8 protein-coding genes and 1 pseudogene are annotated in these 13539 nt (G+C 43.6%); 6 read left to right on the top strand and 3 right to left on the bottom strand.

Annotation, left to right across the window (positions count from 1 at the left end):
* Positions 1-178: 178 nt before the first annotated feature.
* Positions 179-1084: a transcriptional activator NhaR gene (gene nhaR / locus DP_RS10685; RefSeq protein ID WP_011189328.1), complete on the top strand. Its 906-nt coding sequence runs from the start codon at positions 179-181 to the stop codon at positions 1082-1084.
* 325 nt (positions 1085-1409) lie between these two features.
* Here nhaR and nhaD read toward each other — a convergent pair.
* Positions 1410-2757: pseudogene (gene nhaD, locus DP_RS19240) on the bottom strand (sodium:proton antiporter NhaD).
* A gap of 959 nt (positions 2758-3716) precedes the next feature.
* Here nhaD and hrpB point away from each other — a divergent pair.
* From hrpB to DP_RS10660, 4 genes are all read left to right on the top strand, one after another.
* Complete coding sequence (gene hrpB / locus DP_RS10675) at positions 3717-6239, top strand: ATP-dependent helicase HrpB (RefSeq protein ID WP_011189324.1); 2523 nt, start codon at positions 3717-3719, stop codon at positions 6237-6239.
* A gap of 464 nt (positions 6240-6703) precedes the next feature.
* Complete coding sequence (locus DP_RS10670) at positions 6704-7711, top strand: hypothetical protein (RefSeq protein ID WP_011189323.1); 1008 nt, start codon at positions 6704-6706, stop codon at positions 7709-7711.
* Between the two features lie 294 nt (positions 7712-8005).
* Entirely contained in the window at positions 8006-9481 is a 1476-nt protein-coding gene (locus DP_RS10665) for an amidohydrolase family protein (RefSeq protein WP_011189322.1), read from the top strand.
* 274 nt (positions 9482-9755) lie between these two features.
* Entirely contained in the window at positions 9756-10184 is a 429-nt protein-coding gene (locus DP_RS10660; protein ID WP_011189321.1) for a hypothetical protein, read from the top strand.
* A 502-nt stretch (positions 10185-10686) separates the two neighbouring features.
* Here the strand turns inward: DP_RS10660 and DP_RS17480 are convergent.
* The gene (locus tag DP_RS17480; protein WP_011189319.1) at positions 10687-11043 is read right to left on the bottom strand and encodes a response regulator; all 357 of its coding nucleotides are present in this window, start codon (positions 11041-11043) and stop codon (positions 10687-10689) included.
* A gap of 417 nt (positions 11044-11460) precedes the next feature.
* Between DP_RS17480 and DP_RS18820 the strand changes: the two genes are divergently transcribed.
* Positions 11461-11583 carry a hypothetical protein gene (locus tag DP_RS18820; RefSeq protein WP_265588550.1) on the top strand — a complete coding sequence of 41 codons (123 nt, stop codon included), beginning with the start codon at positions 11461-11463 and terminating at the stop codon, positions 11581-11583.
* 114 nt (positions 11584-11697) lie between these two features.
* On the opposite strand, the gene DP_RS10655 is transcribed toward DP_RS18820, so the two are convergent.
* Complete coding sequence (locus DP_RS10655) at positions 11698-13410, bottom strand: L-lactate permease (protein ID WP_041277907.1); 1713 nt, start codon at positions 13408-13410, stop codon at positions 11698-11700.
* Between the last annotated feature and the right edge of the window lie 129 nt (positions 13411-13539).

Raw genomic sequence — 13539 nt, 5'->3', positions numbered from 1 at the left:
GTCTAACAGGCACTAAATTCTACAGTTCAATACTTATATTGAATCAATCACTAAGCAATTATATAGTGAAGAAACAAATAGAGCATACAGATAAAAATGTTACAATATATCGAATTTAACGAAACGTGTTATCTCGCAGTAAAGCCGCGCAAATCAACCCTGGAGAGATTGCAATATCATGGAATGGCTCAACTACCATCATCTGTTTTATTTTTGGACTGTAATGAAAGAGGGGAGCATCACAGCAGCCAGCGCCAAACTCAGCTTAGCTCAGTCAACAGTGAGCGCCCAATTATCTAAATTCGAAGAAAATTTAGGGGCAAAACTGTTCAGGCGGGTCGGCCGAAATATTGAACCTACAGACATGGGACATCTTGTTTTTCGGTATGCAGATGAGATATTTTCTCTGGGCCGGGAAATGATGGACTCTCTACATGGTCGGCCAGTTGCTGGCCCCTTATCACTGAAAGTGGGCATCGTCGACGTAATTCCAAAACTTGTGGCTCGAAAGCTTCTTGAGCCAACAGGAAAGCTACCTGAAAAAGTGCGTTTGAGTTGTCACGAGGGAAAAGATGAACAGTTACTTGCCGAACTGGCCTTGCATAATCTCGATGTGGTTTTGACAGATACTCCGATTCGCTCAAGTTTAAGTATCAAGGCCTACAATCATCTTCTAGGTGAGTGCGGTGTCTCTTTTTTTGGGGTCGAAAAACTTGCCAAACCGCGCCAGAGCAACTTCCCCCATTCCCTAGATGAAGCGCCCATGTTGCTGCCCATGCCCATGAGCTCATCGCGAGGCATGCTCGACCAGTGGTTTGAAAGAATTGGAGTTCACCCGGTAATAATTGGCGAGTTTGATGATAATGCATTAGTTAAAGTGTTTGGACAAGCTGGTGATGGCATTTTCATGGCACCAACAGTTATCGAAAAAGAAGTTGCACAACAGTATCAAGTTCAGGTGATTGGACGTACAAATAAAATAAGAGAAAAATTTTATGCAATTTCGGTTGAGCGGATTATCAAACATCCTGCCGTAGCAGCTATCTCTGATGCTGCCCAACAAAAACTATTTTTTGAATGTTAGTAAGCAGGAGAGCCCAAAAACAACAAGGGCACCTGCAAGGCTTGCGTGAACAATCCAACAGCACCTCAACAATAGTTTCACTCCTTGTTTGAAAACACTAGGCACCTCCTATGCTACCGACAAAGAGCAACAGGGTGGAGAGTACCTCGATCAATCAACTGGTGTTAAAAACTGATTTTTTACTCTTAGAAAATTATGCCTCTTAAATGTTTTCAAGCCTGCATATAACTACACTCTACTGCCCCCGTCAGGAGACTTGATAAGCTCCTAACGGGGATTTTATTATCATTGAAAAATAAGCTCTGTACTACCAGCCACTTTTCAGCTACATCAATGAACTGTTTATGAGGAAATGGGTATAGATACTTGCTACGTATCCCAGGGCAATCACCGGAGACCATTTGAGGTGTCCGAAAAATGTATATTTGCCTCTGGCCTGCCCCATAAGTGCCACCCCTGCGGCTGAACCAATGGACAGCATGCTTCCACCAACTCCCGCTGTCAGGGTGACAAGTAGCCACTGACCTTGAGACATCTCCGGCATCATGGTCAGAACGGCAAACATGACCGGAATGTTATCAACAATTGCTGAGAGAAATCCTACAATGATATTGGCGGTTGTCGGCCCCAGGTCAAGGTACATTATGTTTGAGGCAAGGCCGAGGTAACCCATGAAACCGAGACCACCAACACAGAGGATGATACCGTAGAAAAAAAGCAGTGTATCCCATTCTGCCCGTGCTACCTTGGCGAAAATATCAAATGGAACGATCTGGCCGATCCGTTGTTCCGCTTTTACTGGATCATAGGTTAAACGGTTTTTAACATGGGTTTTGTTAAGGTAGTAGCCGAATATTTTCAAGAGCGACAAACCGGCCATCATACCAGCCACCGGTGGCAGTTTCAGAAAATTATGAAAGCTTACAGCAGTGGCGATGGTCCAGAGAAAAAGACCTATAATCACAAGGGCCCCACGCTTCAGTTTTATATCATCAATGCCTGATTCAGGCTGCTTATTTGGTACGGCAAAGCTCATTATAACTGCCGGCACAAGCCAATTGACGACAGAGGGGATAAATAATACGAAAAATTCCTGAAACTGGATAATTCCCTTCTGCCATACCATCAAGGTGGTAATGTCTCCAAAGGGGCTAAAAGCACCGCCCGCATTGGCGGCAGCACTCAATATTAATTCAGTCCAGGCCTACAAATTTTTTATCCTCTTTGCCGATAACCATCGCCCCAGCACACATCAACAGGTCCGTGGTAAGATTGTCTGCACCCGAAGAGATGAAAAAGCCCAGCAAACCGGTGATCCAGAAGAGTTTTCTGAAGGAGTAACCGGCATTGACCAGCTTTACCCGGAGAACCTCAAAGACTTGCCGCTCATCCATGGCATTGATAAAGGTCATGGCCACCAGCAAAAAGAGAAACAGCTCTGCATATTCGAGAATATTATGACGCAGGGCAGCCTCTGCAGCATGATCAATGCCATTCATCGCATATATCAGGCCGATCACACCCCAGATAATACCGGCAGCTAACAGGACCGGTTTGGATTTTCGCATATGCGTAATCTCTTCAAGCATGACAAATACATACGCCACCACGAAGACTATCAATGCAACATATCCTCCCCAGTGCTTTGTCAGATTCAAGGTGTCCTGAACCATTCCAGAGCCAGTCGCAAAGGCTACTCCGCCAAAACCCAAAAAGACCACAAGGGCTGTAGTAAAGGAAAAAAAGTTTAAAAATCTACGCATTGTGAAACTCCTGATAATTTAATGATAAACCTGCTACGAGGAATCTGTGGATGAGGCTCCACCACCTACAGAATATTGTTAGAATGGCCTCAGCCGAATATTGTTATAGGAACGCTCTGGTTGTTGGATTGGCGTAACTTTCAAAAAGACAAGGTCCCCAGGGGTATTTGGGTTGGGCCTGTGTTTCGACTGGTTGACTTTCAGGGTAAAACAAAAGAGGGCAGAAAAAGTTACTAAACCAAAAAACAGTAATATTTCCATGATGATACCTTTTATTAGTTAAATTGATTTATAAGAAAAATCTATCCTCAATTCTGATATTGAATCCGTCATGAATCGAATAATAAAGCAAATATTCACTTAGTACAAATAGATAAATACGCTAAGATGTTTCGGTATATTCGAACTAACAGTTCCTGTGATGTCTAGCTTGACGTGGCAGTATTAACCTTTGAGGTGAGCTGCGATATTATCTATTAGCTCCTTCCACATGATCCAACCCAACATTATGGAGTCCATATTAACTCATTATAGCACGGAAAGCAGGAGGCTCGGCTATACAAAGGCGTAGAAAATATGATGCAGTAAAAAACACTAAAGAAAAAGGAGCAGGAAAGCACAGGGTACCAACAAATATCTCTTGCTGAAAAGACGATGTGTCACTACAAGCAGGTAGGGCTGCGATCAAGGCTTTGAATAAAATTAATGCTTGCCTCTTATCTACCCCAAGTAAACCCTATGTCTCAGGATAATCTGTACCGTAATAATTTGACATCTAGGTGCAGGCATACGAAACTACTCAGCTAAAAATGGGACTGACGATGGGATAACGTCAATAAGATCAAACACTAACAAAGGCCACATTCTGCATGCAAAACCCAACTATAACTAAATCTCTCTCAAATTACCCAATCTCTGCTGTTCTTGATAGCCTGCAAGAGAGCCTTGCCGCTGGTCACACCGTCCTCAAGTCCCCTACGGGTTCAGGAAAAACTACAATTGCACCAATAACCCTATTAGGCCAAGATTGGCTTCACGGGAAAAAAATCTACATGCTTGAGCCGCGCAGAGTGGCTGCAAGGGCCGCTGCCTACAGAATGAGTTCTCTCTTAGGAGAAAGGATTGGACAAACGGTTGGTTACATCACTCGCTACTCCAAAGAATTTTCAGCAAATACAAAAATATTTATCGTTACAGAAGGCGTTTTCCTTAAAACAATCCAAAAAGATCAGGAACTCACAGATATTGGGCTTGTTATTTTCGATGAATATCATGAGCGAAGCCTCATTGCAGATCTCTGCCTTGCACTTTGTCTTGACCTGGCAACTCTTCGTGAAGATTTCAGGTTACTTGTAATGTCCGCTACCTTAGATAGTGAGAAATTAGCAAAACTTCTTGATAATGCCCGAATAGTGGAAAGTGCAGGTAAGAGTTTCCCCGTTTCTGTGATTTACCAGCCTCCTGCCACAGAATTCACCCCATTGTCAATGAGTGTAACTTCGGCTATATCCTATGCCCTGGCCAACTATGAAGGTGATATTTTAACTTTCCTCCCTGGAATTGCAGACATTAAATCTGTTGAGAGGGAACTTGAAAGCATTGGGAACAATGTCAAGATACTGCCCCTATACGGTGATCTGCCAATAGAACAGCAAGATAAAATTCTCGCCCCAAAACAAAACAGGCAAAGAAGAGTGGTCCTCGCAACTCCGGTAGCAGAGACAAGCCTCACTGTTGATGGTGTGCGCTGTATTGTTGATAGCGGCTTACATAAACATCCGGTTTACAACCCAAAGAACGGTCTAACAAGCCTTGTCACTTCAAGGATATCTAGAGCATCTGCAGAGCAGCGTCGTGGCCGGGCAGGGAGACAAAACAGCGGTATGTGTATCAGACTTTGGGATGAAAAAATTCATCATGGCCTGCTTGCATTCACACCACCTGAAATCTGCAATGCTGATCTCACGAGCTTGGTGCTCGAACTTGCTCACTGGGGTGTAAACGATGCAAAACAGCTCAAGTGGCTGGATCCTCCCGGTAAAGGAGCGTGGGAAAAAGCGGTAAAGCTCTTAACTCAATTAAGTGCACTGAACAAAAAGGGTGAAATAACCGATATCGGCAGAAAGCTACGAAAATTCCCACTCCATCCACGCCTAAGCTACATGTTACTTAAGGCAACAGAACTCTCTTTAGGCCTCACTGGCTGTTACCTTGCCGGTATCCTTTCAGAACGAGATATTTTCCAAGGGCATGATAATGGTATAGATATTCGAGATCGTATAAAAGCACTTTCCTCTCTAAGCAACCGCTCTTCCAGCTATTCTGGGAGAGCAAACCTCAACACTCAGGTGTGCAAACAAATTTTACAGCAAGTTGAACAATGGCGAAAAACGCTTGGCATCAGGTGGGCAGAAACAATCAACTCTGAGGAAACCGGCAATCTTCTTTGCTTTTGTTATCCGGACCGTATTGCAATTGGGCGATCTCAACAGGACTCTACCTTCCAACTGGCGAATGGTCGACAAGCACGAATCAGTGCCCAGGATAGTCTGAACAACTCACAAATAATTGTAGCTGCCAAGGTAGATGTTAGAGGAGGAAATGGGAAAATATTTCTAGCAGCACCAACAACTCTCATGGAACTAGAAAAGAATCATCCCGACCTTATTTCAACTTCGGATCATATCAGGTGGGATAAAAAAGAGCTGGCAGTACAGGCAAGGCGCGAGACATTTATTGGTTTGGCAAAAATATCTTCTAAACCAATCTCTTTGCAAGACAAGGATGTCGCTCTCACTCTATTGCTGAAAGGCATACAAGAGACTGGCAGTGAGGCCTTACCATGGTCCAAATCAAGTCGAGAGCTACAAGCCCGTCTTCAAACTTTATTTAATTACGATCAAAATAACTGGCAGGATTTCTCAGATGAGGCCCTTATACAAGACCTCACATGGTTAGAGCCTTTTTGCTACGGATTCACCAAAGTGCAGCAACTTAGAGATATTGATTTTCAATCCGCATTGCTCGCGAAACTTTCATACAACAAACAACAACTATTACAAACTTTGGCTCCAACTCACACCAAAGTTCCTAGTGGATCGAATATAAAAATAACATATCACCTGGGTGATGAGCCAAGGCTTGCAGTACGACTCCAAGAGGTCTTTGGCATGTGCGATACACCAACTATTTGTGGAGGTTCACTACCATTAACTCTGCACCTACTCTCACCGGCACGACGATCAATGCAAATAACTAAGGATTTAAAATCATTTTGGCAGAGGACATATCCAGAAATTAAAAAGGAACTTGCAGGACGTTATCCAAAACATTATTGGCCCGATAACCCCCTGGAGGCACAGGCAACATCAAGAACTAAGCGCAAAATGTAGGACTCTATCTAGAGCTACTCTGTAAGATTTCAACAATGACAGTATGAATTACCCCCTATAGACATTTAGAATGGCAAGAAACAGACCATGCCTGTCTGGTTGTTGAGATGGCCCGGGCGTCTGTATCAAAGAAGGGCCTGTGGTGTCCTATTGAGCAGAGAAACAGGTGAGGCCCTCTGTGGGCAAGCTATAGGTGTGTTCGTGTAGGGGGTAGTTTTTAAAATATAGGTAACTTCGGATTAAAAGGATTCCGGCCCTAAGATCGAACCATTACTAGCGGATACTTTTTTCTATCGGTAATATTGGACTTATTGCTTAAACTCAGCTACTCTCCTCGGAAATTTCTTCGTCCCACTCCCCCTAACCACCATGGCCATGCACTTAGCTGAAAGAGACTAAGTTTTGAGGTTGGTGGCAGGTCCAGGGGTAGTGATTAAAGCTGCATTCAAGGTAAATATTTTTTTATGATTACTTCCAGATTAATAATTTTATGCGTTTTAATAAGTACTTTTGTCTTTCAAACCAGTTTTGCATCTGAAATTGATAGCGTCACCCCAAGAGACCTTGAACTTGATAATAGCCTCGTTTCTATTAACAAAATATTTAATCAACGTATTCAAGAGGGAATCCAGAAAGCCAATGCCCGACTGGATGATACCGACAACCTTGAAGGCGATGAATTTTGTGATGAAGAGATCCTTTATACCGAACTTAGAAAAGCAATTTTTCAATCCTTTACCGCATCGTGGGGCTTCAAAGGCTACGCGCTTGACCAGCAATTACGCAGTTTACTCACCAGCAAAAGTTACTCTTTAGCACTAGAAGACTCCATTTACCGTGATATCAGCTACATAGAAGGGTTTTCTTTAAACCTGAAAAAGCTCAGTGATGTGGTTAATATCAATGGTCATCTTATTGGTCTGGATAAAGTGGTTCTTTTCTTTGGTGAGGGCTGGCAATATTTTGAGCTAACCGAAAAGGGCAATAATATCGACCAGGCTCTGAGCTGGGGAGAGGAACAGGAAGCTGGAAAATTTGGTTATACAACCACCGGAATTTTTTCCTCTGCTGATCTTGTCGCCAATTTTAATGGCTGGCGATTTTGGAACAAAGTCTTAAACAAAGATAACGATCCTTTAAAGGGATGGTTTGCTGCTCTTTTTAATCGGCCCTACGTAACCTGTGACATCCAAGTTATTTCTTCCATAAAAAGCAGGAAAACAGTCAAGGCCTGGGAATCCAACACCCGATTTGATTTGGCGGATTACATAGATGGCGCGTGGGACGAAGGCAACAACTGTAGCAGCTACGCAGACTCGAATATTGAAGAAAAAGTTACAGCACGGATACATAATGTTAATCCCAACTTCAACTGTTCTTACGTAGCTGGAGAGTGTGTGGCCGCCCAGAAAAAATATGGCGCTTATGCAAAAGAGGTTTTGCACCCCCAATGCCTCAATGAAACCAATTAATGGCCTTATTGCATTAGAGCAGGAAATGCTGCCATTTTGGGTTGGGACATCTTACCATAATAAATTACCTGCACGAACCAAGCTAAAAACCATTGCTCAGACGATTCTGATAAATTTAAACCACCTTAGTTGATTTCTGGAATCTAAGAAAAAGGTTCAGTATATCTTTCAACAGTTTGTAATATTGTCAAATAATATGATATCCTCATCATATATTCCGCCCCCCCTACCAGACTCGCCCGAAATTCGCCAGTGAGCGCCACGATTAATAGCGGAACCCTTTTGGAGAAAGAGATGAAATCAAAATTAGCCTTACTCATTATTGTTGTAGCCTTCGCGTTCACCGGCTGCACCCAGATCAACCACGGGGCGAATCTTAATAAGGTCAGCTCTGATGAGGCAAAGACTGAATTACTTTACAATAACTTTATTGAAGGACAGTCTCCTAATATTGCTCAACTAAATCTTTTTCTTACAGAGATGCCTAAGGGCGGAGATATTCATCATCACTTCTCAGGAAGTATTTATGTGGAAACTTATTTGGATTGGGCAAAGGCCAACAGTCAGCTTATCGACACGGAAACACTAAAAATAAGTGAAGACAAGACGAAAACGCTACTAACAGTTGATGCATTACGTTCTAATGCAGAGCTTTACAGAAGGCTATTAACCCTTTGGTCCGATAAAGATTATTCCAACCATTATCAGTTGCAATTACCACCTGATGCAAATTTCTTTAATACATTTGGCTATTTTGGATACGTTTCTCAAAGCTATGAAAAGGGTATGCTGGTCTTCAAAAAGCGAGCCATAAAAGAAAATGTCAGCTATATAGAGACGATGATTAAATCAGTTGGCTATTCATATCCAGATCCAATATTTGATACAAACGTAAGAACATATAGTGATAACGAAGAATTATTTTCGCTTTTGGACGAACAATCATCAAAGATTGACGGGGATAATACTTTTACTGAAAAAACAAATGATTTTACCACAGGAATTAAAACAGCTCACGAAAACGCGAATGTGGACGATGAGCAATTCATGATGCGCTATCAAACATACACATCACGAAATAGTGTGCCAAGCAAAGTTTTTTCTGCACTCTATGCAGCATTTCAGGCAGCTGATCAATCTGAGCTTATCGTCGGGGTTAATCTCGTGGGCCCTGAAAATGGCGTGGTGGCAATCGAGGATTACGAATTACATATGCAATTTTTCTCTTATCTCAGAAAAAAATATCCTGAGGTTAACGTAGCATTGCACGCTGGAGAGCTTACTCTTGGTATGGTGCGCCCAAAAAATTTGACATTCCATGTTGATCAGGCAGTAAATATTGCCGGTGCTCAAAGAATTGGCCATGGCGTTGACTTACCTTATGAAGAAGATGCCATCGACCTTTTGAGGGCAATTAAAGAGAAAGCAGTGGTAGAAATTAATTTTACCAGCAATGAATTTATATTAGGAGTTAAAGGTCAAGAGCACCCATATTTGATTTATTCTGCATATGGTGTCCCAATAGTTATATGCACAGACGATTCTGGGGTTTCGAGAAACAACTTAAGTCATGAATATGTTTTGTTAGCTACGAGATATAAACCAAGTTACCAAACCATCAAACAATATGCGTTTAACAGCATTAAATATTCTTTCCTCCCCAACAAAGAACGAGAGAAGACAATCATTTCTCTCACAAATCGCTTTAAAAAGTTTGAATCCGAAATGGCTATCTATTCCGATCAAATACTGAAGGGCAGCGTAAACTAAATAGACGAAGGCATAGGTGTCAGGATAGTTTGCTCCTCAAAAAATATTGGAAAATCCTTGGGCGAAACGAGAACTGAGAATGCGTAAACAGTATGCAAAAGAATTCAAAAACCGACGATAAACGTGTCTATCCAAATAAAGACAGGATTTTGGTCAGTTGACAGCATTTTTTTACACTTTTTTTACTTGTAATGAATTCCAAAAAAACCTATATATAAGTTATAAAGCATAGTAGGGGGCAACTGGAAGTCCATTTTTTAAAGAGAGGTCATCTATGAAAAAGGTCAAAGGGTTCTTTGTCATTGTTATAAAACAGTTTGATACCACGATGTTTGGCGCTGATTATCACTATACACCATGGTGCATCGCCTTCGACAAGTACTGCCGTTTCGAGCATATTGAAAAAATGATGAAATTCAACACATATGCCGAAGCAGAGCGGTATGCAAAAGAGGCTGATGTCGACACCACCCACGATCGTATGTTGGAAATCGCCTACCTTACTACACCCAATGCAGCTGATGATGCTAATAATGACACTCAGCTCTGTAATTGGTTACAGGTAAGAGGGGAGGAAGATGCCCTCAATTACGATATCAAACAGGCACAGGGTATTCACACTCGACAAAAACCAAAGGAAGAAGTTGCTGACTGGGATACCACCAAGTTTTCTTCTCTACATAAAGGCAGTGAGCCTTTATAAGGAGCTTAAAAAATAACACCGTCAGCAGGTCAACAGCCCGCCTCTCAGGTGTAGTAGAATGCACCTGAGTTTAAATGGCTGTGGCCTAGTTACATTAGCCGAGTATTCTTCTCCTCGATACTTCAGTTGCATCCCCTGCAAAAATTTCCCGAGGACTTGGTCAAGTATTCCTCTAACTTATGTTCGGTATCTTTTAAAAAGTCGAGTAGGTTTCACCCAACAATTACGAATATATTCCCCTTCACGTCCTTACATATTCCCAGCGGATAGATTAATGCTACCTTATACCGGTTCCAGTTATATAACTGGCTGATCTGCTCTTTCCCATGATGTTCTAGAAAGCTTGTCTGATAATTAATAAAAGTCTTAAAAGAGAGTTACCAGGAGTTGTTTTCCGCTCCTGCGCTTCAATAAAGGTCTGTTGAATCGTCAAAGACCAAACAGTTAGGTATTGTCAAATATCTTACGTATTGTTTCTGCTAATAGTCGGGGCAAAAATGGTTTAAGCAGAAGAGAGTGCTTTGGTTTCGGTTACAGTGCTATTATATCCTGTACAAAGTATGCTTTTGCTATCAGGGCATATCCGTAGAATCTCTTTAATCAGATCGAGTCCGGTCAAATTTGGCATTGTCATATCCACTACCACAATATCGTAGGATTCATAATTTTGTTGAAAATGCTTGAATGCATTGAGACTATCAGAAAAAGATGTGACCTCATAACCAAACGCTTCAAGAGATCTCTTGAATAACTCACACAAGATAGTTTCGTCATCGACCAAGCTATTATACAGACCTGAAGCGCAATCTTGCGTGATAGGCAGACTACCGCCCCTCGCTCTCTGTAAAATCGCTAACACAGGTACTACATAAAAAAAATGTTCCGCACAAGAAATAAGCTATAGAGATATGATTCATCTCTCCTCATCCCTGTTTCAAAACCGCCCTCGAATCGCTGCTCGAAAGCTTCATCACCGAGGCCCTGGAAGAAGAGGCAAAAGGACGTCTGCGTCTCAAGGTGGCCGATGAAACCTTCGGCCGCTACTGTGATACTTTTTTTAGAGCACAAGCTCCATGGACCCGTTCAGCAAAATATTCAAGAGGGTCTGGGCGCAATCGGGCAAGGAAACAAGCATTTATGGGACTGTTTCTGTCTGACCCTCTGGGCAGAGGATGTGGTAGGTATCCGCTAATGGCCAAGGCCGAAAGAGCAGGACGAGATGAGTGATGATTTAGTCGTTGTAGATTAGCCCACAACACGGGGCTAAGGAGATAGTATGAAAAAAATGACCATGGGGATGAATGAGATCAGCGCCTACCCAGGCGGAGACCATCAGACAGGCCAGCTTCCCTGCGGTAACGGTGTGGCCGTGAGTCAATGTCTGCTTATTGAGGAGTGAGGGGGGGGGCGCCAAGGTCAGTGGGCACGAGTAGCTCCAGCGGAACGCGTTCCACTGGAGCTACTTGTTAGCTAATTAGGTCCCTGTTGGTTGCCTATCTGCTTTTTTTTAGCTCTAAAAAACCCCTGGCAAGAAGACGAAGGACATGAGGTAGACCATAATTCCCACAACCAGACCGTAGATAAGAAAGGGTAAGGCCGTACGTTTAAGGATTGCGCCCTCCCTGCCGGAGAGTCCAGCCACAGCACATACTGCTACAATGTTGTGGATGCAGATCATATTACCCATTGCTCCGCCAACGCCCTGGGCAGCAATGATGATCTGATGAGGGAGACCAAGGCTGGATGCTACGCCCCATTGAAATTCTGCAAAGAGAAGATCGGAAACCGTATTGGAACCGGTGATAAAAGAACCAAGACCGCCAACAAATGAGGCAAACATCGGCCAGGTCTGTCCTGCCAGTCCGGAAACCGCCTCGGCAAGTGCCAGAGGCATTGATGGATAGTTATTTGGATTCAGGGCAGCATCAACAATTCCGGAACCTTTAAAGATGGAGACGATGGAAACAGAGAAGAAGAGGGCAATGGCTGGGCTCTTCATCTTGCTAATAGCCTCCTTCCAGGCAATGACTGCCTTGGCGGCAGGCATTCTGTGCAGGAAGATGGTGAGGATGGCCACCAGGGCAAAGGGGATGGTTCCTGGAAGATAGAGGTACTTTATGCTGGCATCAACGGACTCAAAGCCGAGGATATCGGTAAAGGGAATAGAAACACCTGCAAGTATCCCCTTCAGACCGAGGGATGGTATACGGGTCACGACAAGAATGAGGCCAATGAGAATATATGGAGCCCAGGCCCGAAGCTGGCTCATATGGGCTTTGAATTCACCCGAATTATCGGCGCTAACAAGACCGGTCCACTCTTTATCCCATTCCGATGAGGGACCGAAATCCCAGCTTTTCTTAGGCATACAGAAGTTCTTTTTAGCGCCAAAAACAACGATACCAAGTCCAACAAGACCACCGATAAGGGAAGGAAATTCCGGGCCTACCAGCCATGCTGTCAGGAGGTAAGGAACAGAAAAGGCTACGGCTGAGAAAATACAGAACTTCCAGGCAGCAAATCCTTCACTCCACTTGCGATTTTTCCCGAAGTAGCGGGTCATAAAGCCGAGCATAAAGATGGGAAGGATGAAAATCATGGGCAGGTGCATCAGGGTAGCCCACTGAGTGACAAGCTGGTTAAAGCCTTCCATGGAGGTAAAGTTTACCCCCGGAGCAGCCACTTGAACCGCCTCGTCTACCAGGCCTGTGAGATAACTAAAACCAAGAACAACAGGGGTACCAACAGCTCCGAAGGTTACGGGGAAGGAGTTAAAGACAAGGCACATGACCACCGCACAGAGTGGGGGAAAGCCAAGACTTAAGAGCAGAGGTGCGGCAAGGGCTGCCGGGGTACCAAAGCCTGCTGCGCCTTCAATAAAGGCAGCAAACATATAACCGATGATAAGCACCTGGATACGACGATCACGGGTAATATTTTGGAATCCATATTGAATGGTTTCCATGCCACCACTGTACTGCAGGGTGTAGAGGATGATAATCGCACCGAAAACAATAATAAGAATACCTATTGCTGTGACGAGTCCCTGAAGTGTGAGGGCCGCGATATAGCTGGCGGGAAGTTGCCAGACTGCAATTCCTCCAATAACACAGGAAAGCCAGGCAACGGGCATAGCCTTGGTGGCAGGCCAACGGAGGCCGACCATGAGTACCAAGGCCAGCATGAGGGGAACGAGCGCCACAAGGGCTAAAATTCCTACGGACATGTTTTCTCCTTGACTAGTAATCGTGAACTGCCTGTTACAGTGAAGCATTTTCACCAGAATAAAAGCCTGTTTATTCTTTAAAGGTGCTGACAAAAGAGAATGCTTCTTCTGCCTGTCGCTCTGGGTAAA

Origin of the sequence: Desulfotalea psychrophila LSv54 (assembly GCF_000025945.1) — a bacterium.
In the GTDB taxonomy this organism is placed as follows: domain Bacteria; phylum Desulfobacterota; class Desulfobulbia; order Desulfobulbales; family Desulfocapsaceae; genus Desulfotalea; species Desulfotalea psychrophila.
Note: the sequence above shows the minus strand (reverse complement) of the source record. Positions and strands in the feature narration are given on the sequence as shown.

Coding starts and splice junctions, on each gene's coding strand:
- nhaR (WP_011189328.1), top strand. CDS start 179: ATGGAATGGCTCAACTACCATCATCTGTTTTATTTTTGGACTGTAATG.
- hrpB (WP_011189324.1), top strand. CDS start 3,717: ATGCAAAACCCAACTATAACTAAATCTCTCTCAAATTACCCAATCTCT.
- DP_RS10670 (WP_011189323.1), top strand. CDS start 6,704: ATGATTACTTCCAGATTAATAATTTTATGCGTTTTAATAAGTACTTTT.
- DP_RS10665 (WP_011189322.1), top strand. CDS start 8,006: ATGAAATCAAAATTAGCCTTACTCATTATTGTTGTAGCCTTCGCGTTC.
- DP_RS10660 (WP_011189321.1), top strand. CDS start 9,756: ATGAAAAAGGTCAAAGGGTTCTTTGTCATTGTTATAAAACAGTTTGAT.
- DP_RS18820 (WP_265588550.1), top strand. CDS start 11,461: ATGAAAAAAATGACCATGGGGATGAATGAGATCAGCGCCTACCCAGGC.
- DP_RS10655 (WP_041277907.1), bottom strand. CDS start 13,410: ATGTCCGTAGGAATTTTAGCCCTTGTGGCGCTCGTTCCCCTCATGCTG.